Annotated in this window: 20 protein-coding genes; 7 read left to right on the top strand and 13 right to left on the bottom strand. The window is 74.5% G+C overall.

From position 1 onward, the window contains the following. Positions 1-172: 172 nt before the first annotated feature. The 3 genes from nudC to ACN27C_RS13105 are packed head-to-tail and all read right to left on the bottom strand — an operon-like array spanning position 173 to position 3770. Positions 173-1120: an NAD(+) diphosphatase gene (gene nudC / locus ACN27C_RS13115; protein ID WP_422751242.1), complete on the bottom strand. Its 948-nt coding sequence runs from the start codon at positions 1118-1120 to the stop codon at positions 173-175. Next, positions 1117-2463 (bottom strand): M16 family metallopeptidase, encoded by a 1347-nt coding sequence (locus ACN27C_RS13110; protein WP_121686383.1) that lies wholly within the window; start codon positions 2461-2463, stop codon positions 1117-1119. Before ACN27C_RS13110 ends, nudC begins: the two co-directional genes overlap by 4 nt. Continuing rightward, the gene (locus ACN27C_RS13105) at positions 2460-3770 is read right to left on the bottom strand and encodes a M16 family metallopeptidase (RefSeq protein ID WP_422751241.1); all 1311 of its coding nucleotides are present in this window, start codon (positions 3768-3770) and stop codon (positions 2460-2462) included. The genes ACN27C_RS13110 and ACN27C_RS13105 overlap by 4 nt, the downstream gene beginning before the upstream one ends. Before the next feature lie 230 nt (positions 3771-4000). Between ACN27C_RS13105 and ACN27C_RS13100 the strand changes: the two genes are divergently transcribed. The 4 genes from ACN27C_RS13100 to ACN27C_RS13085 are packed head-to-tail and all read left to right on the top strand — an operon-like array spanning position 4001 to position 7160. Then, positions 4001-5062, top strand: a complete 1062-nt coding sequence (locus ACN27C_RS13100; protein ID WP_120573244.1) for an ABC transporter substrate-binding protein — start codon at positions 4001-4003, stop codon at positions 5060-5062. Beyond that, positions 5059-5838 (top strand): ABC transporter ATP-binding protein, encoded by a 780-nt coding sequence (locus ACN27C_RS13095; RefSeq protein WP_121686380.1) that lies wholly within the window; start codon positions 5059-5061, stop codon positions 5836-5838. Before ACN27C_RS13100 ends, ACN27C_RS13095 begins: the two co-directional genes overlap by 4 nt. Further along, positions 5828-6712, top strand: coding sequence for an ABC transporter permease (locus ACN27C_RS13090; RefSeq protein ID WP_120573242.1), 885 nt, complete (start codon positions 5828-5830; stop codon positions 6710-6712). Before ACN27C_RS13095 ends, ACN27C_RS13090 begins: the two co-directional genes overlap by 11 nt. A 4-nt stretch (positions 6713-6716) precedes the next feature. After that, a complete protein-coding gene (locus ACN27C_RS13085) occupies positions 6717-7160 on the top strand; it encodes an RrF2 family transcriptional regulator (protein ID WP_120573241.1) in 444 nt (147 codons plus the stop codon). A gap of 11 nt (positions 7161-7171) precedes the next feature. On the opposite strand, the gene ACN27C_RS13080 is transcribed toward ACN27C_RS13085, so the two are convergent. From ACN27C_RS13080 to ACN27C_RS13045, 8 genes are all read right to left on the bottom strand, one after another. Further along, positions 7172-7690 (bottom strand): GNAT family N-acetyltransferase, encoded by a 519-nt coding sequence (locus tag ACN27C_RS13080; RefSeq protein ID WP_422751240.1) that lies wholly within the window; start codon positions 7688-7690, stop codon positions 7172-7174. A gap of 52 nt (positions 7691-7742) precedes the next feature. Continuing rightward, positions 7743-7928, bottom strand: coding sequence for a hypothetical protein (locus ACN27C_RS13075; RefSeq protein ID WP_120573240.1), 186 nt, complete (start codon positions 7926-7928; stop codon positions 7743-7745). 141 nt (positions 7929-8069) lie between these two features. Beyond that, a complete protein-coding gene (locus ACN27C_RS13070) occupies positions 8070-9323 on the bottom strand; it encodes a DEAD/DEAH box helicase (protein WP_121686379.1) in 1254 nt (417 codons plus the stop codon). Between the two features lie 177 nt (positions 9324-9500). Continuing rightward, entirely contained in the window at positions 9501-9704 is a 204-nt protein-coding gene (gene cspE, locus ACN27C_RS13065; RefSeq protein ID WP_013288421.1) for a transcription antiterminator/RNA stability regulator CspE, read from the bottom strand. A 204-nt stretch (positions 9705-9908) separates the two neighbouring features. Then, on the bottom strand, positions 9909-13313 hold the full coding sequence (locus ACN27C_RS13060) for an ATP-dependent helicase (protein ID WP_422751239.1): 3405 nt from the start codon (positions 13311-13313) through the stop codon (positions 9909-9911). A 114-nt stretch (positions 13314-13427) separates the two neighbouring features. Then, positions 13428-17213: an ATP-dependent helicase gene (locus ACN27C_RS13055; protein ID WP_422751620.1), complete on the bottom strand. Its 3786-nt coding sequence runs from the start codon at positions 17211-17213 to the stop codon at positions 13428-13430. A 266-nt stretch (positions 17214-17479) separates the two neighbouring features. Next, the gene (locus ACN27C_RS13050; protein WP_120573237.1) at positions 17480-18025 is read right to left on the bottom strand and encodes a TIGR00730 family Rossman fold protein; all 546 of its coding nucleotides are present in this window, start codon (positions 18023-18025) and stop codon (positions 17480-17482) included. 3 nt (positions 18026-18028) lie between these two features. Continuing rightward, a complete protein-coding gene (locus ACN27C_RS13045) occupies positions 18029-18892 on the bottom strand; it encodes a TIGR00730 family Rossman fold protein (protein ID WP_393380242.1) in 864 nt (287 codons plus the stop codon). Positions 18893-19065: 173 nt separating this feature from the next. Between ACN27C_RS13045 and ACN27C_RS13040 the strand changes: the two genes are divergently transcribed. Then, positions 19066-19227 (top strand): hypothetical protein, encoded by a 162-nt coding sequence (locus tag ACN27C_RS13040; RefSeq protein WP_162959305.1) that lies wholly within the window; start codon positions 19066-19068, stop codon positions 19225-19227. A gap of 48 nt (positions 19228-19275) precedes the next feature. On the opposite strand, the gene dapE is transcribed toward ACN27C_RS13040, so the two are convergent. Continuing rightward, positions 19276-20349 carry a succinyl-diaminopimelate desuccinylase gene (gene dapE / locus ACN27C_RS13035; RefSeq protein ID WP_422751238.1) on the bottom strand — a complete coding sequence of 358 codons (1074 nt, stop codon included), beginning with the start codon at positions 20347-20349 and terminating at the stop codon, positions 19276-19278. 102 nt (positions 20350-20451) lie between these two features. On the opposite strand from dapE, the gene dapD reads away from it, so the two are divergent. After that, complete coding sequence (gene dapD, locus ACN27C_RS13030; RefSeq protein ID WP_120573234.1) at positions 20452-21411, top strand: 2,3,4,5-tetrahydropyridine-2,6-dicarboxylate N-succinyltransferase; 960 nt, start codon at positions 20452-20454, stop codon at positions 21409-21411. Positions 21412-21462: 51 nt separating this feature from the next. On the opposite strand, the gene ACN27C_RS13025 is transcribed toward dapD, so the two are convergent. Then, complete coding sequence (locus ACN27C_RS13025; RefSeq protein WP_422751237.1) at positions 21463-24813, bottom strand: S8 family serine peptidase; 3351 nt, start codon at positions 24811-24813, stop codon at positions 21463-21465. A 140-nt stretch (positions 24814-24953) separates the two neighbouring features. On the opposite strand from ACN27C_RS13025, the gene ACN27C_RS13020 reads away from it, so the two are divergent. Beyond that, positions 24954-25520: a sugar O-acetyltransferase gene (locus ACN27C_RS13020; RefSeq protein WP_358176407.1), complete on the top strand. Its 567-nt coding sequence runs from the start codon at positions 24954-24956 to the stop codon at positions 25518-25520. Positions 25521-25522 lie beyond the last annotated feature (2 nt).

Genomic DNA, 25522 nt, shown 5'->3' with positions numbered 1-25522 from the left:
CAACGACGGTCCGGGTCGGGGCCGCGTCCTCCCGGCCTGTGTCCGCCCGGCCCGGGCCGGGCGGCTTCGCCAGCTCGGGGAGGTGGCTGCATTCCACCGCCCTCGACCACACCACTTCCCCGAACTGGCGCGACCCCAGCCGGAACCCGCCGACCCGACGGGGTCGGGCGGGTCAGCAGTGGCCGTCGAGCCAGCGGTGCACCAGGAACAACGCGATCGAGGACGGCGGCGGCAGGACCAGCCGGTCTCCCCCGCCCACCGGCACCGGCTCGTCCGCGAGCGCCGCGCCGATCTCCCGGCGGGTGAACCAGCGCGCGTGCGCGATCTCGGCCAGGTCGACCCGGATCGGCGCGTCCGCGTCGGCGCGGGCCAGGAAGCCGAGCATCAGCGAGCCGGGGAACGGCCAGGACTGGCTGCCCACGTACGCGATCTCCTCGACCGGGACGCCCACCTCCTCGCGGACCTCGCGCAGCACGGCGGCCTCGGCCGACTCGCCGGGCTCGACGTATCCGGCCAGGCAGGAGTAGCGGCGCTGTCCCGGGGTGCGCGGCCAGGCCGCGTTGTTGCCGAGCAGACAGCGGCCGTCCGGGCCGTCCACCCCGTCGTGCACCAGCACGATCATGGCCGGGTCGGTACGCGGCCAGACCCGGTCGCCGTCCGGATCGATCCGCGACCAGCCGGCCTCGTCGGCGCTCGTCGCCTTGCCGGTGGTCGACGAGTAGCCGTGCCGCAGGTGCCAGTTGAGCAGCGCCAGCGCGGTGGTGAACAGGCCCGCGTCCCGGTCGGTCATCAGGTGGCCGACCTCGCGCAGGTGGGCCGGACGGGTGTCCGGCAGCGCCGGCAACGGCCCGTCCACCGCGAACACGGGTACGCCGTCCGGCTCGACGCCGAGGAACATCGGCACCGACCGGGGCACCTCGGGCAGCTCGCCGGGGCCGACCAGGACCAGCTCCGGCGGGGTGGGCGCGCCCCGGACCAGCGCCCGCCCCTCGGCGGTGGAGTCCAGCACCAACACCCGGGCCCGTTCCCACGCCTCGGTCAGCCAGCCCGGATCGGTACGCCGGTGCGCGGCCCGGTCGAGCGTCGACCGGGCCAGCGGCGGGGCGGATTCGCCGCTCATGCGGATTCCGTACGCACCGGTGTCAGCGCGGCGAGCGAGTCGGCCACCCGCTCGGCGTCGCCGAGCACGACGGTGACCGCGCGGGCCGGGGCCAGGTAGCGGGCGGCCACCTCGGCCACGTCGTCCACGGTCGCGGCGGCCAGCCGGGCGGCGTGCTCGGCGAGGAAGTCCAGCCGCAGCCCGTTGCCGGCGTACGCGCTGGTCAGCGACGCGAGGCCGGCCTGGGTGGACATGCCGAGCTGGAGCGTGCCGAGCGCGTACTGGCGGGCCTGCTCCAGTTCGTCGGCCTTCGGCGGCACAGTCGCCAGGCGGCCCAGCTCGTAGTTCGTCTCCACCAGCGCCGCCGCGGTGACCTCGGTGGCCACCTCGGCGCCGGCGACGAGCAGCGAACCGGCCACCGAGTGCTCGACGAGCGAGTGCGGCCCGTACGTGTAGCCCTTGTCCTCGCGGATGTTCTCCACCCAGCGGGAGGAGAAGTAGCCGCCGAAGATCAGGTTGGCGAGCTGCAACGCGGCGTGGTCCGGGTGGGTACGCGGCACCGCGGGGAGCGCGAGGCGTACCGAGGACTGCACCGAGCCGGGCCGGTCGACCAGCAGCAGCGGACCGGGTTCCAGCGGCGGCGCGGGGGGCAGCTCGGCGACGTGGCCGTCACCGCGCCACCCGGCCAGCGCCTGCTCGGCCGCGTCCAGCGCCCGCTCCGGCGCCACGTCGCCGACGAGCACCAGCACCGCGCCGGCCGGGTGCACCCGCTCGGCGTGCAGCCGGCGCAACGCGGCCGGGCGGACCGCCCGGACCTGGTCCGGGTCGGGCGTCTGCACCGCGTACGGGTGCCGGCCGTACACCCGCTTGAGCAGCGCGGTGCGGGCCAGGTGCGACGGCTGGCTCTGGGCGACCTGGATGCGGTCGACCAGGCGGTCCCGCTCGGTCTCCACCCAGTCGGCCGGGTAGGTGGCCCCGGTGAGCACCTCGGCGAGCAGCTCCAGCATCCGGTCCAGGCCGGTGACCAGGCCCGCGCCGGAGAGCATCAGCCGGTCCGGGTCGAGACCGGCGGTCAGCCCGCCGCCGACCTTCTGCAACTCGGCCGCCAGCTCGGTGGCGCTGTGCGCCTCGGTGCCGGAGAGCATGGTCTGCGCCAGCATCCCGCCGCGGGCCAGGTGGGTGCGCCCGAACGGCATCCAGAGTCGCAGCTCGACGAGCGGTACGGAGGAGCGGCGTACCGCGATCACGGTGAGGCCGTTGCCGAGCGTGCGCTCGGCCTGCTTGGGCACCTTGAGACGGCGGTTCGGGCGCAGCGCCGGCAGCGGCCGGACGGTGGTGGCAGCGGTGGTGGCGGTGGCAGTCATCGGGCTCCTCCGGCGACGACCTCGACTGATGCGCGGCGCTCGGGCCGCAGGGTGGCGGCGGCGGCGCGGACCTGCTCCTCGGTGACCTCGCCGACGAGCCGGGGCAGGTCGTTGAGCAGGCCGGGTTCACCCCGCTGCTGTTCCAGCACCGCCATCCGCAACGCGCGGCCGAGCACCGCGTCCGTGTCGCGCAGCAGGTGGGTGGCCATCCGGGCCTGGGTACGGGCCAGCTCGCCCTCGGTCAGCCCGTCGGTCGCCAGCCGGTCCAGTTCCTCGTCGATGGTGCGCAGCACCTTGTCCACGTCGTCACCGGGCGGCAGGTGCGCCTGGAGCAGCAGCGCGGTGGGGTCGCGCACGTCGAACGGGTCGCCCATGAAGCCGAGGTACCCGCCGAGGCTGGTGACCGACCGGTCGCGCTGCACCAGCCGCTCGACCAGCCGGGAGGCGTCACCGTCGGTGAGCACCTCGGCCAGCACCACGTACGGCAGGTAACCGGCGAAGTCGCTGACCGGGTCGGGCACCCGCCAGGCGCCGGCCACCGCCGGGAGCGGGGCCAGCGCGTCGGTGTACGTGTTGCGCCGCTCGGCGGTCAGGTCGGGCTCGGCGAAGTCGGGCCGCTGCGGGGCGGGCCGGGCCGGCACGTCCCCGAAGTGCCGCTCGATGAGCGTGGTCGCCTCGGCCACGTCGATGTCGCCGCTGACCGCGAGCACCGCGTTGCCGCTGGCGTAGTAGCGGCGGAAGAAGTCGGCGGCGTCGGCCACGGTGGCCGACTCCAGGTCGACGAAGGAGCCGTAGCCGTCGTGCGCGTTGGGGAAGGTGTCGAACATCACCGGGGGCAGCGTCAGCCAGGGGAACCCGCCGTACGGCCGGTTCAGCACGTTGACCCGGATCTCCTCCTTGACCACGTCGACCTGGTTGCGCAGGTTCTCCTCGGTCAGCCGGGGGCCGCGCATCCGGTCGGCCTCCAGGAACAGCGCGCGTTCCAGCGCGTTGGCGGGGAGCGTCTCGAAGTAGTCGGTGTAGTCCAGGTGGGTGGAGCCGTTGAACGTCCCGCCCGCGCCCTGGACGTGCCGGAAGTGGGCCAGCTTCTCCAGGTTCTCCGAGCCCTGGAACATCAGGTGCTCGAAGAGGTGGGCGAACCCGGTGCGTCCCTCGGGCTCGGAGCGGATGCCGACGTCGTAGACCACAGCCACCCCGATGACCGGGGCGCTGCGGTCCGGCGTGAGCACCACACGCAGGCCGTTGTCGAGGGTGAACCGTTCGACCGGGTACTTCGTCGCTGGGATCTTCGCTCTCCGCGTCGGCACGAGATCGACATTAGCGCCTCGGTACCGGCTCTACCGCCGGTGTGCCACGGCCCACCGGACGGCGGTCCCGGCGGCTGGCCGACCGGCCACGCCTTCTCCACCGAACAGGTGGGAATTATCGGGAAATCCCAGGTCGCGGGGCGCGGCCCCTGAGACGGGGCTTGACGCCACCGGGCCGCTGGCCCACTCTTCCTACCAACTAAATAGGAATACTGCGGATTGGACATTCGATGAGAGGGCTTCCCCTGCGCCGCCTGGCCACCCTCGCGGCCCTGGCCGCTGTCGGCGCGGCCACGCTCGGCACCACCGCCGCCTGCGGCGACGACAGCGACGCCGGCGCCGCGTCCGGCCCGGTGACGCTGCGCCTGGGCTACTTCCCCAACATCACGCACGCCCCGGCCGTGGTCGGTGTGGAGAAGGGGATCTTCGCCGAGAAGCTCGGCAGCGACGTCGAGCTGGACACCAAGACGTTCAACGCCGGCCCGGCCGCCATCGAGGCCGTCTTCTCCGGCGCGCTCGACGCCACGTACATCGGCCCGAACCCGACCGTGAACGCCTTCTCCAAGTCCAAGGGCGAGGCGGTCCGGGTCGTCTCCGGCGCCGCGTCCGGCGGCGTCGCGCTCGTGGTCAAGCCCGGCATCACCTCGGTGGAGCAGCTGCGCGGCAAGAAGATCGCCACCCCGCAGCTCGGCAACACCCAGGACGTGGCGCTGCGCTTCTGGCTCAAGGAGAAGGGCCTGGAGACCACCAAGGAGGGCGGCGGCGACGTCAAGATCGTGCCGCAGGAGAACGCGCAGACGATCGAGACGTTCGGCAGCGGCGCCATCGACGGCGCCTGGGTGCCCGAGCCCTTCGTCTCCCGGCTGATCAACGCCGGCGGCAAGGTGCTCGTCGACGAGCGCGACCTCTGGCCGGACAAGAAGTTCGTCATCACCAACCTGCTGGTCAGCACCAAGTTCCTCAAGGCGCACCCGGACGTGGTGAAGAAGCTGGTCGAGGGCCAGGTCGCGGCGAACGAGTTCGTCAACACCAAGCCGGACGAGGCGCAGCAGGCCATCTCCGACCACATCGGCAAGATCACCGGCAAGCCGCTGGACCTCAAGCTGATCAAGCAGGCCTGGCCGACGCTGGAGTTCACCAACGACCCGATCCCGTCGTCGCTGAAGACCGGCCTGGACCACGCGGTCGCGGTCGGGCTCACCCAGCCGGTCGACCTGAACGGCCTCTACGACCTGAAGTACCTCAACGAGGTGCTCAAGGCGCAGGGCAAGGCCGAGGTCAGCCAGCCGTGACGTCGACCAGCACGACCCCGCGCAGCGCGACCGGCTCGGTCGCGCTGCGCGGCGTGACCAAGGTGTACGGCCAGGGCGAGCAGGCGGTCCTGGCGCTGGACGGGCTGTCGCTGGACGTCGCTCCGGGCGAGTTCGTCTGCATGGTCGGCGCGTCCGGCTGCGGCAAGAGCACGCTGCTCAACCTGGTCGCCGGGCTCGACCGGGCCAGCGGCGGCGCGATCGAGCTGGGCGAGGGCGTCAACCCGGGACTCATGTTCCAGGAGCCGGCGCTGTTCCCGTGGCTGACCGTCGAGGGCAACGTCGAGGTGCCGCTGAAGCTGCGCGGGCTGCCCCGCGACCAGCGCAAGGAGCGGGTGGCCGAACTGCTGCGCACGGTCCACCTGTCCGAGTTCGGCCGCAAGCGGCCGCACCAGCTCTCCGGCGGCATGCGGCAGCGGGTCGCGCTGGCCCGCACGCTCGCGCTGGAGACGCCGGTGCTGCTGATGGACGAGCCGTTCGGCGCGCTGGACGCGATGACCCGCGACATCCTGCACGACGAGCTGGAGCGGATCTGGTCCGAGCGCAAGCTCACCGTCCTGTTCGTCACGCACAACGTCCGCGAGGCGGCCCGGCTCGCCGACCGCATCGTGCTGCTCTCCAGCCGGCCCGGCCGGATCATCTACTCCACCGAGGTCGCCGTGCCGCGCCCCCGGCGGATCGACTCGCCGGAGGTCTCGGCCATCGCCGCCGAGGTCACCGACCGGCTGCGCAAGGAGGTGGGCCGGCATGGCCAGTGACACCCTGTCCGCGTCGGCACGGGCCGACGCGGAGATCTCCGGCCTCGACGCGCTGGAGATCGCCGGCCGGGAGAAGGGCCCGTCCCGGGTACGCCGCCTGTGGTCGGCCACCTGGCCCAAGTTCGCCGCGCTCGCGCTCGCCGTGGCGATCTGGCAGGCGGTGGTCTGGTCCGGGTGGAAGGAGCCGTGGGCGCTGCCCGGCCCGGCAGTGGTCTTCGGTGACCTCGGGGAGTACCTGCTCAGCTCGGCGCTCTGGGAGGGCCTGGCCACGACCGCCCGGCGGGCGGCTGTCGGCTTCGCCGCGGCCGTCGCCGTCGGCCTGCTGCTCGGCCTGGGCGTCGCCCGGGTCAAGGTGCTCCGGGCCGCGCTCGGCTCGATGATCACCGCGTTGCAGACCATGCCGTCGATCGCCTGGTTCCCGCTGGCCATCCTGCTGTTCCAGCTCAGCGAGCAGGCGATCTTCTTCGTGGTGGTGCTCGGCGCCGCGCCGTCGGTCGCCAACGGCGTCATCCACGGCGTCGACTACGTGCCGCCGCTGCTGGTCCGCGCCGGCCGCAACCTCGGCGCGCGCGGGCTCAACCTCTACCGGTACGTGATCGCGCCGGCCGCGCTCCCCGCCATCGTGGCCGGGCTCAAGCAGGGCTGGGCGTTCGCCTGGCGCAGCCTGATGGCCGGTGAGCTGCTCGTGGTCATCGCCACCCGCACCTCGATCGGCGCGCAGCTCACGTACGCGCGCGAGCTGAGCGAGGCGCCACGCCTGATGGCCATCATGATCGTCATCCTGGTGGTGGGCCTGCTCGTGGACACCGCGTTCGGGGCCGCCGACAAGGCGATCCGCCGCCGCTGGGGCGTGCTGGACCAGGCCGGCAACTGACGTCGTGTACATCTCCGCGCGCGCCGACTACGCGCTCCGGGCCATGCTCGCCGTCGCCGACGTCGCCGGGACCACCGGCGACCCGGCGGCCGGCGGCGGCGAGCTGGTCAAGGCGGCGAGCCTGGCCGAGAGCCAGGACATCCCGCTCAGCTTCCTCCAGGGGATCCTGCTCGACCTGCGGCGGGCCGGACTGCTGCACAGCCATCGCGGCACCGAGGGCGGGTACGCGCTGACCCGCCCGCCGGACGAGATCAGCGTGGGCGACGTGCTGCGCGCGGTGGGTGGCGCGATCACGAGTGTGCGGGGCATTCCCGCCGACCGGGCCGGCTACCACGGCGTGGCCACCGGCCTGCGGGACGTGTGGCTGGCGGTGGACGGCGCGATCGCCCTGGTGGTGGATCGGACCACGCTCGCCGACCTGCTGAGCGACCGGGCCACGGCACCCTGACGCGCGCCCGGTCACGGCGCCGGCGGCCGTACCTGCCCGTCGCGGACCATGCGGATCTCGCGTACGCCGTCCTGGACCTGGGTCGTCCCGTCGGCCACGAAGCCGTGCCTCCGGTAGAACGCCTGGGCACGGGGGTTGGGATCGGCGACCCACAGCGCCACCGACTCCGCCGCGTCGAGGACGGCCCGCAACAACGCCGGCCCGGCACCGGTGCCGTGGTCGGCCGCGTGCACATAGAGGACGTACAGCTGCCTCGCCCACGCCGCCTCCGCGTCGAGCGGCGGGCCCGACATCGCGACCCCGATCAGCTCGCCCCGCCGCTCGGCCACCGCCGCCCGGTTCGCGCGGTAGCGCTCGTCGGTCAACGCGGCGGTCCAGAACCGCTCCCGGAAGGCCGGGAGACCGGGATCGTCCAGCACCGCGTCCGGCATGAGCCCGCGGTACGTCTCCTGCCAGCACCGGACATGCACGCGTGCCATCCGGGCGACGTCCTCGACCCGGGCCTCGCGAACGGTCACCGACGAGTCCACCGCCGCATCGTAGGCAGCCGGCCGGCTCCGGCATCACCCCCTTGCGGGGCGGCTACGGGACGTGCGGGGCGCTCATCCCCGGGGTGAAGCTGCGGGCGGCCCCACGGTCCTGCGGGCCGTCGTCGGACGGTTGCCACGGCCCGAACGCGGCCACCGCGGCGAGCGCCAGTCCGGCGCCCGCCACCGCGAGCACCAGCAGCACTTCCCGTGCTCCGCCTGAGCCGGCGTCCCCCGCCATGAACCGCTCCCTCCGCGTCCGGCCGACCCCCCGACCGGTCCCCCGACCGACAGCATCGCCGTCGGGTTCCGGTCGGACAGTCGGGCAGCCGACCGAACGTCGGCTGATTCCCGACTCAGGTCGGTCGGACGCGGGCTGCGGTCAGCGGCGGCGCGGGCGCCGGCGAGGACGGGTCGCCGGGGCGGGGTGCGCGGCGGCGGGCGCGGTGATGGTCACCGGGACGCCGGACGGCTCCCGGGCGCCGGTGAGCCGAGTCAGCTCGCCGTCGCCGGGGCGTACCCGCGTGGTCTTGGGGTTGATGCCCGCGGTGCTCATCAGCCGGGCGACGTCGCGGCGCTGGTCCGGCAGGACGAGCGTGACCACGGTGCCCGACTCCCCGGCCCGCGCGGTCCGTCCACCCCGGTGCAGGTAGTCCTTGGCCTCGGTGGGCGGGTCGGCGTTGACGACCAGGTCCAGCCCGTCGACGTGGATGCCCCGGGCCGCCACGTCGGTCGCCACCAGCGCGGTGACCTGGCCGGTGCGGAACTGTTCCAGGATGCGGGTGCGCTGCGGCTGCGACTTGCCGCCGTGCAGCGCCGCCGCGCGTACGCCCTTGGAGAGCAACTGGCGGGCCACCCGGTCGGCGCGGTGCTTGGTGGCGATGAAGACGATGGTGCGGCCCTCGCGGGCGGCGATGTGCGCCAGCGCGGCCGGCTTGTCCTCCGCCTCCAGGTGCAGCACGTGGTGCGTCATCGCGGTGACGGTGGCGGTGCCCGGGTCGACGGAGTGCGTCACCGGGTCGGTCAGGAACCGGCGGACCAGCCGGTCCACGCCCCGGTCCAGGGTGGCCGAGAACAGCATCCGCTGACCGCCCGGTGCGACCTGCTCCAGCAGCTTCGTCACCTGCGGCAGGAAGCCCATGTCGGCCATCTGGTCGGCCTCGTCCAGCACGGTGATGGCCACCTGGTCGAGCCGGGCGTCCCCCCTGTCGATCAGGTCGTGCAGCCGGCCCGGCGTGGCCACCAGCACCTCGGCGCCGGCGCGCAGCGCGGCCGCCTGGCGGCCCAGCGAGAGCCCTCCGACCACCGTGGCGCAGCGCAGGCCGAGCGTGGCGGCGTACGGGGCGAGCGCGTCGGTCACCTGCGCGGCCAGTTCACGGGTCGGTACGAGCACCAGCGCGAGCGGACGGCCCGGGCGGGCCCGGCGTCCGGCCGTACGGTGCAGCAGCGGCAGCCCGAACGCGAGCGTCTTGCCGGAGCCGGTACGGCCCCGGCCGAGCACGTCCCGGCCGGCCAGCGAATCCGGGATCGTGGCCGCCTGGATCGGGAACGGCGCGGAGATGCCCTGCGCGGCCAGCTCGGAGACGAGCGCCGGAGCCAGGCCGGTGGCGGCGAACGTGGGCAGGGTCGTGGTCATGCGGAAAGCCTTCCTCGAGGCGGCACGTGTCGAGGAAGGGCGCCGAGAAGCGGCGCGTCACCGGCGTCACCGGTGGTCACAAGCACGAACCGAAGGGACGGGCCGGCCCGGCAGAGGCGGGCCGGCCCGTGCACCACGCCCGAGAGGGCGCGGTGGTGGTGCCGGTTGATCCGAAGATCAGAGCGGGCGGATGTTCTCCGCCTGCGGGCCCTTCTGGCCCTGGGTCACCTCGAACTCGACCCGCTGGTTCTCGTCCAGGCTCCGGTAGCCGGAGGTCTGGATCGCCGAGAAGTGGGCGAAGACGTCGGCTCCGCCGTCGTCCGGGGTGATGAAGCCGAAGCCCTTGTCAGCGTTGAACCACTTGACGGTGCCAATTGCCATGTGTTTCGTCTCCTTGACGGAACGGTCGGCCCGCACGTGTTGCGGGCCGGAGAGGAGCACCCCGCGCGTGGAATACGCGGCGTGCCTGTCGCTGCTGGTCGCCCCGCCCGGAGAACTCCGGACACAACAAAGAGCGCCTGGGGCCACAATCCGCCAGGCGCACACAGAGTCTCTGGAAACCAAAACTGCAACCCGGTCAACGTATCACGGATTCGTGCGCTCCGGGAGATCCCCCGGGATTTCCGGCACGGCGGCCACCAACGCGGTCAGCCCCTCCGCGTCGAGCAGGTCGGCCGGGCGGACCGTCGCGGAGTCCCGCACGTAGTGGAACGCGGCGCCGACCCGGTCCACCGGCACCCCGGCCAGCTCCGCCCAGGCCAGCCGGTAGACCGCCAGCTGCACCGCCGCCGCGTCGGCCTCCCGGCCGGCCGGCTGCCGCCCGGTCTTCCAGTCGACCACGTCGTAGCGCCCGCCCGGGCGGGCGAACACGGCGTCCATCCGCCCCCTGACCACCACCCCGGCGATGACGGTGGCGAACGGCACCTCCACCTCCACCGGCACCCGGTCGGCCCACTCGCCGGCCAGGAAGCGCTCCTGCAACTCGACGAGCGCCTCGTCCGGGGCCGCGTCCTCGTCCGCCGCGCCGGGCAGCTCGTCCACGTCCAGCAGCCGGTCGGCGCCGAAGCGCTGCTCCAGCCAGGCGTGGAACGCGGTGCCGCGCCGGGCGTACGGGTTCGGCTCGGTCGGCATCGGGCGGCGCAGCGTCCGGGCCAGCGCCTCCGGGTCGCGGCGCAACGCCACGAGCTGGGTCACCGAGAGCTGGCCGGGCAGCTCGACCTCGACCGCCTCGGCCTGCCGGGCCAGCTCCGCCCGCTCGGCGAGCAGGAGATCGGCCTCGCGCCGCCAGCGGGCCACCTCGGCGTCCTCCGCCGCTGCGGTGGTGGCGAGCACTGCCGCCTCGCGGCGGGCCGTCTCCGGGTCGGCCAGGTACCGGCGGACCAGCGCCGCCGCCTCGGTCAACGCGGGCCGGCGGGTGCCGAGCGGGTCGGCCGGCCACTCGGCCCGCAGCACCGTCTCGGTGGTCGGGTTCACCGCGTCCCCGGCCGGCTCGGGCGTCCAGGCGTCCACCACGTGCCCGTCCGCACCCGCCAGGCAGGCGTCGTGCACCTCCCGCAGGAACACCGACGGGCCGCGGAACCGTTTGGTCCCCTCGCCCCACCAGTAGCCGGAGCAGAGCAGCAGCCGGCGGGGGCGGGTCACCGCCACGTACGCCAGCCGGCGCTCCTCCCGCTCGTCGTGCGCCCGCCACGCGTCGGTGAAGTCGGCGAGCGCCCGCGCCACCCCGCGCTGGTCCTCCGCCTCCGGCAGGGCCAGCTCGGGCAGCCCGTCCGCGTCGCCGCGCAACGGGAACGGCAGCACGCCCAGCCCGCCCAGCCAGTGGTCGGAGTTGCGGACCGGCCCCGGCCAGACTCCCCGGGTCATCCCGGCCACCGCCACCACGTCCCACTCCAGGCCCTTCGCGGCGTGCGCGGTGAGCACCTGCACCGCGCCGGCCACCACCTCGACCTCGCCGGGCGCCAGCCCGCGCTCCTCGTCCTCGGCGGCGGCCAGGTAGGCGAGGAAACCGGCGAGCGTCGCGCCGGGTGTCTCGCCGCTGAACCGGGCCGCCACGTCGCCGAGCGCGTCCAGGTGGGCGCGCGCCAGCCCGGCGTCGCCCGCGCCGTCCCGGCCCGCCCGGACCGCCACCTCGACGTCGAGCCCGATGGTCCGCTCGATGTCCGCGATCAGTTCCGGCAGCGACTGGTCCAGCCGGTAACGCAGCAGCGCCAGCTCCATCCCGTACGAGCGCAGCCGCGCGTAGCCCTCGGCCGAGTACGCCTGCGCCGGCCCCGGATCGGCCAGCGCCTCGACGAGCGTGGCCTCGTCCAGCGCGTCCACGGTGATCTCCGGGCCCTCGTCGCCGGTCAGCTCCCGGCGGCTGCGGGCGATCGCGCGGGCGCGGCGGTGCAGGGCGACCAGGTCACGCGGGCCGATCCGCCAGCGCGCGCCGGTGAGCAGCCGCAGCAGCGCCGCCCCGTCGGTCGGGTCGGCGAGCACGCGCAGCGTGCACACCACGTCCCGTACCTCAGGGGTGTCCAGCAGCCCGCCCAGGCCGACCACGTCGACCGGCAGTCCGCGGGCGCGCATCGCCGCCTCGATCGCCGGGATCTGGCTGCGCAGCCGCACCAGCACCGCAGTGGTCGGGCGGCGGTCGGCCGGGATGTGCTCGGGCAGCGCGCCGGGCATCCCGGCCGCGCCCCGCCAGGCCGCCAGCACGCTGTCCGCGATCCAGTCGGCCTCGTCGGCGTACGTCTCCAGCAGCGCGCAGTGCACGGTGCCGCCCGCCTGCCCGCCCGGCGTGCGGTGCGGGATCGGGTCGCGGACGCTGAGCGCGGCGTGCAGTTCCGGCACCCGCGCGCCGGCCGCCCGCAGCGGCACCGACAGCGTGTTGGCGACGCCGAGGATCTCCGGCCGGTTGCGCCAGCTCGTGGTCAGGCTGAGCACGTCGGCGGGGCTGCCGTCGGTGCGGGCGAACTCGGCCGGGAACCGGTCGAGCGTGCCGGCGCTGGCCCCGCGCCAGCCGTAGATGGACTGGCACGGGTCGCCCACCGCGGTGACCGGGTGGCCGCCGCCGAACAGCGCGTTGAGCAGCACCACCTGGGCGTGGCTGGTGTCCTGGTACTCGTCGAGCAGCACCACCCGGAACCGGTCCCGCTCGATCACGCCCACGCCGGGGTGGTCGCGGGCCACCCGGGCCGCGCGGGCGAGCTGGTCGGCGAAGTCCATCGCCTCGAAGTCGTCCTTGCGCCGGGCGTACGCGCGCACCAGCGGCAGCAGCTTCAGCCGGGTCCGCTGGAGCTGGAGCGCCTTGCGCACGTCGGCGTAGACCCGGCCGGGCCGGGACTGCACGTCGGCGAAGAACCGGCCGGTCCAGGCGGCCAGCTCGTCCGGGTCGACCAGGTGCTCGTCCAGCTCACCGGCGAGCGCCAGCACGGCGTCGGTGATGGTCGACGGCATCCGGTCCACCTCGGACATGTCGCCGTCGTAGTTGCGCACCAGCAGGTCTACCAGCTGCCAGCGGGACGCCTCGGTGAGCAGCCGGGTGGTCGGCTCGTACCCGGCGCGCAACCCGTGCTCGGTGACGATCCGCCCGGCGTACGAGTGGTACGTGGACACCGTCGGCTCGCCCGCCAGCGGGTCGTCGTGCGGGTCCCGCCCCTGCCGGCCGAGCCGCCGGATGAGCTGGTCGAGCCGGGTCCGGACCCGGTGTGCCAGCTCGCCTGCCGCCTTGCGGGTGAAGGTGAGGCCGAGGATGTGCTCGGGGCGTACGTAGGAGTTGGCGACCAGCCACATCACCCGCGCGGCCATCGTCTCGGTCTTGCCCGAGCCGGCGCCCGCGACCACCAGCAGCGGTTCCACCGGCGCGGCGATGATCGCGGCCTGCTCCCGGGTGGGCGCGGGCAGCCGCAGCAGCCGGGCCAGCTCGACCGGCGTGTAGCGGGGCCCGGCGTCGGCGGTACGCGGCGCGGGCGTGGCGGAGGCGCCGAACAGCGCCGGCTGAACGCTCACGGCTCGGTCCTTGTTCGCGACTGCGGGGCTCGCAACACCGGCTCACTCCTCGCGCTCACGGCTCGGTCCTTGTTCGCGACTGCGGGGCTCGCAACACCGGCTCACTCCTCGCGCTCACGAGCCCTCCGGGGGCGGCTCGACCACCTGGCGGCCCTGGCCGGACACCGGGCAGCTGGTGCGTACCGGGCAGACCCGGCACTTGGAGTTCGCCACGGCGGCGAACGTGGACGCGGCCATCGTGTCGGCGGTACGGCGCACCAGCGCGGTGGCCCACCCGGCCTCCGGGCCCTCCCCGGCCGCAGCCTGGGTCTGCTCCTTGGCGTCCCGCGCGCCGGTGCCGAGCTGCACCAGCGCGGCACCGCCCGGTTCCTCGCCGAACTCGGCGAACCCGCCCGCCTCCACCGCCGCCTGGTACGCCCCGAGCTGCGGATGCTCGGCCACCTCCCGCTCGGTGACCGCCGTCGACTTGCCGGTCTTCAGGTCGATCACGACGAGCCGCCCCTCGTCGTCGACCTCCAGCCGGTCGACCCGGCCGGTCAGCTGGATCGGGCGGGACGGGTCGTCGAGGCGGACCGCGAACTCGTGCTCGATCGCGAGCAGCCGGCGGGGATTGCCGGCCAGCCAGCGCAGCAGCTTGTCCACCATCGCCTCGGCGCGCTGCCGCTCCGGGCCGGCCATCCACCGCGCGGCCAGCTCGATCGCGTCGAACCGGGCCGCCACGTACTCCAGCAACGCCTCCCGGTCGACGCTGGCGTCCTCGGCCAGCATCGCCGCGGCGTGCACCAGGTTGCCGACGCCCTGCGCGGCGCTCGCCGGCCCGCTGCCGCCGTGCCGTTCGAGCAGCCAGCGCAGGCTGCACCGCAACGCGCTCTCCATGGCCGACGGGGTGACCCGCACCGGCTCGCCCTCGTCGACCAGCGGCCGGTCGTCGGAGAGGCCGCGCAACCCCCACCAGTCGTCCGGGTGCGCGCCGGGCACCCCGGCGGCGGCCAGCCGCGCCAGCTCACCCGCCGCCGCGTGCCGCCGGGTGATCGGCGTCGCCGGGTCGGTGACGGCGGTACGCAGCTCCGCCACCAGCGCGGACAGGGTGAGCCCGCGCGGGGGCAGGGTGACCGGGAGCGCGGCGGGCGGCCCGTCCTGCGGGTGCTCGTCCCCGTGCGGCACCGGCCCGTCCGCGGCTCGCCCGCGCGTGGCCTGGCCCGCCGGACCGTTCCCGGCCGGGCCGGAGCCGGCCGGGCCGAGGCCGGTCGGGGCCGGGCCGTCCGGCGCGGCGTGCTCCGGGCCGGGTGGGTTCGGGCCGCTCGCGGCGTTCCCAGCCCGGTCAGCCGGGCCGGTCGGGCTGTTTCCGTTCGGAGCCGGACCGTTCGGGTTCGGGCCGGTCGGAGCCGGGCCGGTTCCGCCGGTGGCGGGAGGGTCGGCGGCGGCCAGCTCGTGCAGGAAGCGGCTCGGCTGCTCCTCGTGGTCGTCCCCGCCGACCGCCGCGGACGCGACAGCGGTGACCAGCAGCCGCCGCCGGGCCCGGCTGATCGCCACGTGGAACAGCCGCCGCTCCTCGTCCAGCAGCGCCGACGTCTGCCCGACCAGGCTGGCCCGCAGCCCGGCGCCGTCGGCGCGACCGGCGAGCACGTCGACGAGCCGCTCCGAGCCGAGCAGGCTGCCGCGCAGGCGCAGGTCCGGCCAGACGCCCTCCTGCACCCCGGCCACCGCGACCAGATCCCACTCCAGGCCCTTGGCGGCGTGCGCGGTGAGCAGGCGTACCGCGTCACCCCGGTCGGCGGCGGCGGCGAGCGTGTCGGCGGGCAGCTCCTGCCCGAGGACGTGGTCGAGGAACACCTCGGTACGCGCGCCGGGCAGCCGGTCGGTGAATCGGGCCGCCGCGTCGAAGAGGACGAGTACGGCGTCCAGGTCACGGTCGGCGGCCTCGGCCCGCCAGCGCTGGGCGGTCTCGTGCTCGCCGGTGGCCGCGCGTCCCCGGGTGATCGCACCGGCCCAGCGTTCGGCCAGCCCGCTCTCCCGCCACACCGCCCAGAGCACGTCCTCAACCGTGGCGCCGGGCCGGCCGGCCGTCTCCCGGGCGGTCGCGAGCAGGTGCGCCACGGCCTGCGCGGGCGCGGCCCAGCGACGCTCGATGGTGGCCAGTTCCGCCGGGTCGCGCAGCGCCTCCACCAGCAGCTCGCCGGAGGGACGGCGGTCGCCCCCGGCCAGCGCCAGCGCCCGCAGCCCCTGGCGCAGTCGCCGTTCGGCCAGCGGGTCGGCGCCGCCCAGCGGCGAGTGCAGCAACGCGACCGCCGACTCCTCGTCCAGCCGGTCGGGTTCGAGCGCGCAGCGCAGCAGGAGCAGCAGCGGCGCGACCGCCGGCTGGAGGTGCAGCGGCAGGTCCTCGCCGTGCACTACGGTCGGCACACCGGCCGTGTGGAGCGCGCGCCGCAGCGACGGCAGTTGCCGGCCGGTGGAGCGGACCAGCACCGCCATCCGGGACCACGGCACGCCGTCGAGCAGGTGCGCCTCGCGCAGCGCGTGCGCCAGCCACGCCGACTCGCTGGTGGCGGACCGGAACGTCCGTACCTCGACCGATCCGGCGGGCGCGCCGGGAAGCGGGCGCAGCCGCCGGTGCGCCGCCGGGCCGCGCAGCCGACGGGCCAGCCGGGCGGTGGCCGCGAGCAGTTCCGGCCCGGCCCGGTACGAGGTGGTCAGCGTGACCTGCGCGGCCGGCGCACCGGAGGCGGTGCGGAAGCGGTGCGGGAACGTGGTGACGCCCGCCGGGTCGGCGCCGCGGAACGCGTACGTGGACGAGTCCGGGTCGGCGAACGCCACCAGGGACCGCCCGCCACCGGCCACCACGGCGAGCAGGTCGAGCTGGGCCGGGTCGGTGTCGGCCAGCTCGTCGACGTACACGTGGGCCAGCCGACGGCGCTCGGCGGCGAGCAGCTCGGGATCGTCGAGCAGCATGCCGGTGGCGGCGCGCACCAGCTCCGCCGGGTCGTACGCGACCGAGCCCCGGTTGCTCACGTCGCGCAGGGCGAGCACGGCGACGTACTCCCGCAGGAAGCGCGCGGCGGCCGGCCAGTCGGCGCGGCCCAGCTTCTCGCCCAGCCGGGCCAGTTCGACCGGGCCGACGCCGCGCTCCGCGGCACGCATCAGCAGGTCGCGGAGCTGCTGGGCGAACGCCCGGGTACGCAGCGCCGGGCGCAGGTCCTCCGGCCAGCCGACCGGGTCGTCGCCGGGTTCCTCCCCCACCACGTCGAGCAGCTCACGGATGATCAGATCCTGCTCCGGGCCGGTGAGCAGCCGGGGCGAGGGCTCGCCGCGTTCGGCCGCCGCGCGGCGCAGCAGACCGAAGGCGTACGCCGGGAACGTGCGCACCAGCGGCTCGCGCACCACCCGGTGTCCGTCGCCGGCGATCCGCGCCTCGATCCGGTGGCGCAGCTCGGTGGCGCCGCGCCGGCCGAAGGTGAGCACGAGGATCCGCTCCGGGTCGACACCCTCGGCCACGCGGGCCGCGACCGCCTCGACGAGCGTCGTCGTCTTGCCGGTGCCGGGACCGCCCACGACGAGCATCGGCCCGTCGGTGTGCGCGACCACCTCGGCCTGCACCGGATCCGCCCAGCGCCCGGTGTCCGTGCCCCGCCCGGCCGCGCTCGGCGACGAGGCGCTGCCGGGCGCGCCGGTCGCCGTCTGCGGCAGGGCGTTCCCGGGCGACGCGGCGGTCTCCGGGTGCGGCAGGGCGTTCCCGGGTGGCGTGGCGGTCTGCGGGTGCGCGGCATCGCCCGCTGACCCCCCGGATCGCGGCTCCGCCTCGGCCGGCCCGCCGGGCCGACCCACCCCCTGCCCCGCCCCGGCGTCGTGGGTGACCCCCGCCCCCGCGCCGCCGGGCCGGCGCACCAACCGGTACGCCTGCATCACCGACATCCCACCACGCCGGTACGACACCCGGAAACCGGCCGCCGTCCCGCCCGTCACCAGCTCACCCGCATGCGGCGTGCACCGTTGCCGGGCTACGCCCTCACGTCCGGCCCCCGGCGTCCACGCCACTTCGGCGAGGTGGCGGCATCACACTCCTAGATCAACACCACCACGGGGAAACGGCCACATCACACCGGCCCCGACACCACCAGCTCCCCGTACTGGTGTCGATCACGCACGGGCGGCCGACCGGGCGCGCGGGGTCAGGTCAGGCGGGTGTCGATCAGGTCCAGGGCGGCGGGGACGCTGTCGGCGACCATCAGCAGGTCCAGCGCGGCCGGCTTGAGGAACCGCTGCTCGCCGAGCCCGCGGATCCAGTCGAGCAGCGGCCGGTAGAAGCCGTCCACGTCGACGATCACCATCGGCTTGGCGTGCAGGGCCAGGGTGGCGGTGGTCCAGACCTCGAACAGCTCGTCGAGCGTGCCGAGGCCGCCGGGCAGCGCGACGAACGCGTCGGACTTCTCGTCCATCAGCGTCTTGCGGCTGGCCAGGCTGTCGGTGACCAGCAGCTCGTCGGAGTCCAGGTCGGCGACCTCCAGGTCGACCAGGGACTGCGGGATGACGCCGACGGTGCGACCGCCGGCCGCCCGCGCGCCCTGCACCACGGCGCCCATCATCCCGACGCAGCCGCCGCCGCTGACCAGCGTGTGGCCGCGCCGGGCCAGTTCCTCACCGGTCTCGGTGGCGAGCGCCAGCCAGCGGGCGTCGAGGGTACGGGAGGACGCGCAGAAGACACAGACGTTGGCCACGGGTCAGCTCCGTCCCGCCGGGCCCTCGGGGGCGGCCTCGGCGGCGGCGCGCTGGTCGGCGGCCACCCGGGCGACCGCCTCCTCGCGGACCGCCTCCTGCTCGGCGGAGAGCACCGCCTCGGCCTCCACGATGTGCCGGACCGCCTCGTTGACGTCGTCGGTGAGGCGGATCAGGTCGAGGTCGGACGGGCCGATCTTGCCCTCGGCGGCCATGGTGCCGCGCAGCCAGTCGAGCAGCCCGCGCCAGTAGTCGGTGCCCATGAGCACGACCGGGAAGCGGGTCACCTTGCCGGTCTGCACCAGCGTGAGCGCCTCGAACAGCTCGTCCAGGGTGCCGAAGCCGCCGGGCAGCACCACGAACGCCTGGGCGTACTTGACGAACATCGTCTTGCGGGCGAAGAAGTAGCGGAAGTCGATGGCCAGGTCGACCCAGTCGTTGAGGCCCTGCTCGAACGGCAGCTCGATGCCGAGCCCGACGGAGAGGCCGCCGGCCTCACCGGCGCCCCGGTTGGCGGCCTCCATCACGCCGGGACCGCCGCCGGTGATCACCGCGTACCCGGCCCGGGCGAGTGCGCCGCCCAGTTCCTCGGCCATCCGGCACTCCGGGCTGTCCGGCTTGCTGCGGGCGGAGCCGAAGACGCTCACCGCCGGGGGCAGGTCGGCGAGGGTGTCGAACCCCTCGACGAACTCGGAGAGGATCCGCAGCGCGCGCCAGGCGTCCTTGGTCTTCCAGTCGCTGCGGCCCCGGGAGTCGAGCAGCCGCTGATCAGCCGTACTCGTCGGAATCGCCCGGTTGCGCAGAGTCACCGCGCCGCGGTGCCGTTCTCCCCGGTTCCGCTCCTCCCGCTGGCCGTCCCCGGCCGACATTCCCCTGCTCTCGCCCATGGGGTCACCGTAGTAGAGCGGCTCCGGCCCGGCGCGCAGGCCCGGGAGCCGGAGAAATCTTTGGGATCCGGGCAACTAATTCGGTCGCACGTACGTCTTACTATTCACATACCCGGTATACCCCGGGCGACGCGCCTTCGGGGGAGGAGCCAGCGTTGATCAGTAACAGCGAGATGATCCGGATCCGCCGTCAGATGCAGCGGCGGATCCGTGACGTGGTGGCCGAGCGCCGCCGCGCCCGGATGATGGAGAGCCACCGGTCCGACCTGACCGGCGAGACCGGCGAGGCGGAAGCACCCCTGACGACGACCGTCTGACGATCACGGGGCCCGCGAGGCGGGCGCGGGCCCCGTGATCGCAGCGCGTCAGGCCGGGGCCAGCCAGCGGTGCAGCGTCGCCGCGCCGTCCCGGATCTTGGTCAGTTCGACGTGCTCGTCCTTGTGGTGCGCCAGGTTCGGGTCGCCGGGGCCGAAGTTCAGCGCCGGGATGCCCATGGCCGCGAACCGCGCCACGTCCGTCCAGCCCAGCTTGCCGATCGGCGCGGCGCCGACCGCCGCCAGGAACTCCTGCGCCGCCGGGCTCTCCAGTCCGGGCGGCGCACCGGCCGCCGCGTCGGTGACCTCCAGGTCGAAGCCGGCGAAGACCTCGCGCAGGTGCGCCTCGGCGCCCGCCGGGTCGCGGTCCGGGGCGTACCGGTAGTTGATCTCGATCTCGCAGCGGTCCGGGATGACGTTGCCGGCCACCCCGCCGGTGATCCGCACCGCGTTGAGGCCCTCGCGGTAGTCGCAGCCCTCGATCGTCACCCGGCGGGCCTCGTACGTGGTCAGCCGCCGCAGCACCTCGCTCGCGCCGTGGATGGCGTTCACCCCGTGCCAGGAACGCGCCGCGTGGGCCCGCTCCCCGTGCGTGGTGACCACCGCCCGCATGGTGCCCTGGCACCCCGCCTCGACGATCCCGTACGTCGGCTCCAGCAGCACCGCGAAGTCGGCCTCCAGCCACTCGGGGTGGCTCTGCGCGACCAGGGTGAGGCCGTTGTACTTCGACTCGATCTCCTCGGCCTCATAGAAGAAGTACGTGACGTCGTAGCGCGGGTCGGGCAGCGTCACCGCCAGGTGCAGCGCGAACGCGACCCCGGACTTCATGTCGGAGGTGCCGCAGCCGTACATCAGGTCGCCGCGCATGGTCGAGGGGAAGTTGCCGTTGAGCGGGACGGTGTCCAGGTGGCCGGCGAGCACCACGCGCTGCGCCCGGCCCAGGTCGGTACGGGCCATGACGGTGTTCGAGTGCCGGTAGGTGGTCAGGTGCGGCACACCGCGCAGCACCTCCTCGACGCAGTCGGCGATCGCCTTCTCGTTGAGGGACACCGACTCGATGTCGACCAGGGCGCGGGTGAGCGACACCGGATCGGCCAGGACCTCGGGGGTCAACGGGTTCTGCATGTCTCGCACGGTACCGTCATCCTCGGTGGGCGCGAGGGACACGTGCCGCGCCCCGGCCGCGAGCAGCGGCGGACGCCGCCGCCGGAGCAGAGAGGTGACACAGTGACGTCCGCACCATCCGCCTGGGGCATCGGCCTGGCCACCGTCACCGCACAGGACCAGGTGCTCGACACCTGGTACCCGACCGGCAAGCTGGGTCTGGGCGAGCTGCCGCTGGTGCCCGGCGAGGACCGCGCCGACGTGCTCGACCTGCCCCCGGGCGCGATCGGCGAGCGGGCGCTGCCCGGGTTGCGCACGGTCGAGGTGACCACTGTGATCGGCTCGCTGGACGACCCGATCAAGGACGCCGCCGACGCGTACCTGCGGTTGCACCTGCTCTCCCACCGCCTGGTGCGGCCCAACGAGCTGAACCTCGACGGCATCTTCGGCAAGCTGGCGAACGTGGCCTGGACGTCGGCCGGGCCGTGCCCGCCGGAGCGGGTGGACGAGCTGCGCGTCATCGAGCGGGCGGCCGGCCGTCACCTGGCCGTCTACGGGGTGGACAAGTTCCCCCGGATGACCGACTACGTGGTGCCGTCGGGGGTGCGGATCGCCGACGCGGACCGGGTCCGGCTCGGCGCGCACCTGGCCGCCGGCACCACCGTGATGCACGAGGGCTTCTGCAACTTCAACGCCGGCACGCTGGGCACCTCGATGGTCGAGGGCCGCATCGTGCAGGGCGTGGTGGTCGGCGACGGCTCCGACGTCGGCGCGGGCGCCTCGATCATGGGCACGCTCTCCGGCGGCGGCACCGACAAGGTGCGCATCGGCGAGCGCAGCCTGGTCGGCGCGAACGCGGGCATCGGCATCTCGCTCGGCGACGACTGCGTGGTGGAGGCCGGCTGCTACGTCACCGCCGGTTCCAAGGTCACGCTGCCGGACGGCCGGGTGGTCAAGGCCCGCGAGCTGTCCGGCGTCGACGGGCTGCTGTTCTGGCGCAACTCGGTGACCGGCGCACTGGAGGCGAAGCCCCGCACCGGCCAGGGCATCACGCTCAACGCCGCGCTGCACGCCAACGACTGAGCCGTACCCCCGTCCGGGTCCGCGCTCACCGCGCGGACCCGGACGGCCGGCTCACCGCAGGCGGTACGCCTGGATGATCCGCTGGGTCACGGTGTTGCCGGCGTCGTCACGGGCGGTGGCCCGCAGTGACGCGTACCCCGGCCCGGCCGGGTGCCGGACGGTGGCCGTCCACGCCCCGCCCTGCTTCTTCAGCGCCGCCTTGCGCCAGGTCTTCCCGCCGTCGTACGAGACGTCGACGGTGAGCGCCACGACCCGGCCGGACGGCGCGCCGGGCTGGCGCTGCACCGTCACCGGCACGGTGAACGTCCGGCCCGCCGGGGCGGAGCTGTCCACCGCCAGCGGCGGGGTGAACCGGACCGCCATGGCCGGCAGCCGAGCCGGCACGTCACCGGGCACCCGCTTGGAGCGGAACGTCCAGCTCGCCGAGACCTCGGTGCTCAGGTCGGTGAAGCCGCGCGTCGCACTGGTCTCCAACCGGTAGTTCGCCGCTCCCGGCGGCAGCGTGAACTCGCCGTACCCCGGGTAGGGCGACTCGGCGAGCAGCTTGCCGTTGCGGTAGAGCCGGGTCTGCTCGGTGTCGTTCAACGAACCGCCCGGGTGCCCGGCCGCGTCGCTGTGCACCGGCAGCGAGACCACGAGGGTGTCGCCGGTACGGGTGATGCCCTGCTCCGGCCACCGCGGCTGCGGGAACGACGGGCCGAACGGGGCCTTGTTCCACTCGTCGCGGTAGGTGTGACCGGCCCGGTACCGGGTCGGCCCGGACTCCAGCGCCGCCCGCGGCTGCAACCAGCCGTCCTCGTCCCGCTCACCGAAGGCCAGTTCGACGCTCCAGCGGGTCCGGTTGGTGGTGAGGTGGTCGATCCGCTTGCCGGGCACCTGGACGGGCAGGATGACCGCCGAGCCGCCCATGTTGTAGTCGGGCTCCGGGTACACGACCAGTTCGTTGTCCATCCCGGTGTATCCGGCGGCGAACCGGTTGGCGACGGTGGCCAGGTCGGCGGGCCGGTAGTTCCGGACGAAGCCGGTCGGGAAGCGGCCCGGGAACAGCTCGTTCAGTCCGTAGAAGTACGGGCTGCGCTCGGGCGCGGTCGGCTCGGCCCACTGGCTGGCGAACGAGCCGACGAAGACCTTGTCGGAGACGGTACGGCCGAGCTGGGCCGAGTAAAGACCGTCGAACGTGTCGGTCCAGAGCCCGAAGCTGGCGTAGTAGTCGCCGAATCCCCAGGCCGCCGTGACGTCGATCAGCAGTGGCGCGGCGCCGCGCTGCGGCACCGTCATACGGACCGGCTTCGCCCGCCGGGCGTCCAGCGCAAGCCGCTGGTTCCCGGTCACCACCAGCTCCGGCTGGGTCAGCGTGGAGACCTCCGTCCAGCGTTCCTCGCCCACGACGAAGATCAGGCTCTGCACGCCGTACCGGCCCTTGGGCACCCGGAGCCGGGCCTCGCCGTCGGCGTCGTACACGTCGCGGTAGCTGCCGTCGTCGAGCCCGAGCAGGCTCGTGTAGTAGCCGTCGGTCAGGGCGCCGGAGCGGTCGCGGTGCGTGACGGTCAGGTCGTAGCTCTCCACCTCGCGGTCGACCGCGAGCGGGGTCACCGCCACGGCGTCGCCGGTGCGGGCGAGCAGGCGGCCCGTCCAGTAGCCGTCGGCGCCGCCGAGCCGGGTGTCCACCACGACCGTCACCTGGGCGGTGCCGCCCGCGGGGACGGTGAGCCGGGAGGTGCTGAGCGTGAGCATGCCGGCCGGTGCGGCCCGCCCGCCCGGCCCGGTGAACTCGGTGCTGAGATCCAGCGTGAGCGGGGCGTTCCCGCCGTTGCGGTAGGTGACGTTCCGGCTGATCGGCTGGTCGTCGGTGTGCGGCCAGGTCGCCACGCCGAACGAGACGGACGCCGGTTCGCTCGTCACGTGCTGGGTGATCGCACGGGCGAGGTCGACCCGGCCCGCGCCCTGCTGGAACGCGGTCTGCTCCGGGTGCGGCTTCGCCGAGGCCATCAGCGTCGCCTTGTAGCGGCCGGGCGTCCAGCCGGGGTGCTGCTGGGCGAGCAGCGCGACCGCGCCGGCCACGTGCGGGGTGGCCATCGACGTGCCGGACAGCGAGGCGTACCGGTCCCCCACCGGGTCGCCGATCTGGCCGTTCGCGGCCCGTGCGGCCACGATCTCCACGCCGGGCGCGGTGATGTCGGGCTTGATCGCCCCGTCACCGACCCGGGGACCGCGGCTGGAGAAGTCGGCGAGCGCGTCGTCCCGGTCCACCGCGCCGACCGCGAGCGCGGCGTCGGCGGTGGCCGGCGAGCCGACCGAGCCGTCGGCGCCGTCGTTGCCGGCCGCGATCACGAAGAGCGTCCCGTGCTGCTCGGTGAGCGTCCCGACCGCCTCCTCCAGCGGGTCCACCTCCGGCGAGTCGCCGCCGCTGAGGCTCATGTTGACCACCGTGGCGTGCTGCTCGGCCGCGGCCCACTGCATGCCGGCCAGGATGGCCGACTCGGTGCAGCCGTAGACCTCGCAGACCTTCCCGGACAGCAGCGTGGCGTCCGGCGCCACGCCCCGGTACTTCCCGCCCGAGGCGGCGCCGCTGCCGGCGATGGTGGAGGCCACGTGCGTGCCGTGCCCGACGATGTCGTCCGGGTCCGCCTCCTCGGTGAAGTTACGCGACTCGGCGACCTTGCCGGCCAGGTCCGGGTGGGTGAGGTCGACGCCGGTGTCGAGCACCGCGACCCGCACGCCCTTCCCGGTCCAGCCGGCCGCCCAGGCGGTCGGCGCGCCGATCTGCGGCACGCTGTGGTCGAGCGTCACCCGCCGCCGGCCGTCGAGCCAGATCCGGTCGACACCCCCCGCCGCGTCGAGCCGGGCGCCGGAGCGGTCCGCGCTCACCGCCTTCCAGAGCGCGGCGGTGTCGCCCTTGTCGGCGACGACGGCCGCGCCGTCGATCGCCGGCAGGTCGCGGATCACCCGGGCGCCGGCGAGCGGGGCCGCCGCCCGCCGGGCCACCCCCGGCCGGTACGACACGAGCAGCGGTACGGTGCCACGGCGCGCGTCGTCGTAGCCGGCCTCGATCAGCCCGGTCACGTCGAACAGCCGCCGGTCGAGCTTGCCCGCGCGGATCAGCGGGAGCGCGTCCTGTGGCAGCACGGTGAGCCGGTCGCGCTCCCGCTCGACCACGAACTGGATGCCGGCGCGGCCGGCGCCGGGGCGTACCGCGGCACGGCCGCCGGGGGCGACGCTGACCCGGTCGCCGGTGATCAGGGTGACGGTGACCGGGTGGGCGCCGGGCTGGGCGGACGGCCCGGTACGGGCGGACGGGCCGGTCGGCGCCGTGGGCGCGGCGGCCAGCGCGGGCACCGGCAGGCCGAGCGCCAGCGCCAGGCCGAGACCGAGCGCCGTCAGCTTTCTGCGGTTCCGGAGCAACCTTCCTCCTTCGTCGGACGTTTCATCGATGAGAGACACATCGACGCGGGTATAAGAATTGCATACCGGGTATGCAACGGGAAGTCGCCGATCCGACGGAACCGCCACCCCGTTCCCGGCCCGGCCGGGACGATCGAGCGATGACCTCCATGAAGGACCGGATGCTGGCCGGCGAGCAGTACATCGCCGACGACCCCGCGATCATCGCCGACCTGGAGCGCGCGGCCCGGCTCGGCGAACGCTTCAACCGCAGCTCCGCCGACGACCCGCCGGGCCGCCTCGCCGCCCTGCGCGAACTGCTCGGCTCGCTCGGCGAGGACGCCTGGGTCCGGCCGCCGCTGTACTGCGACTACGGACACCGGACGCACATCGGCCCGCGCACCTTCGTCAACTTCAACGCGGTCTTCCTCGACGTCGCCCGCATCACCATCGGCGCGGACGTCCAGATCGGACCGAACGTGCAGCTGCTCACCGCCACCCACCCGGTGGAGCCGGAGGCACGCCGAGCGAAGTGGGAGTCGGCCCAACCGATCACCATCAGTGACAACGTCTGGCTCGGCGGGGGCGTGATCGTGCTGGCCGGCGTGACCATCGGCGAGAACACGGTGGTCGGCGCCGGTGCGGTGGTCACGCGTGACCTGCCGGCCAACGTGGTGGCGGTGGGTAACCCCGCTCGCCCGATCAGGAGCCTCACTAAACCGTCCTGAGC

Origin of the sequence: Micromonospora sp. WMMD1219 (assembly GCF_049315215.1) — a bacterium.
Lineage (GTDB): Bacteria > Actinomycetota > Actinomycetes > Mycobacteriales > Micromonosporaceae > Micromonospora > Micromonospora tulbaghiae.
The sequence above is the reverse complement of the archived record's forward strand: the minus strand, read 5'-3'. Positions and strand labels throughout refer to the sequence as shown.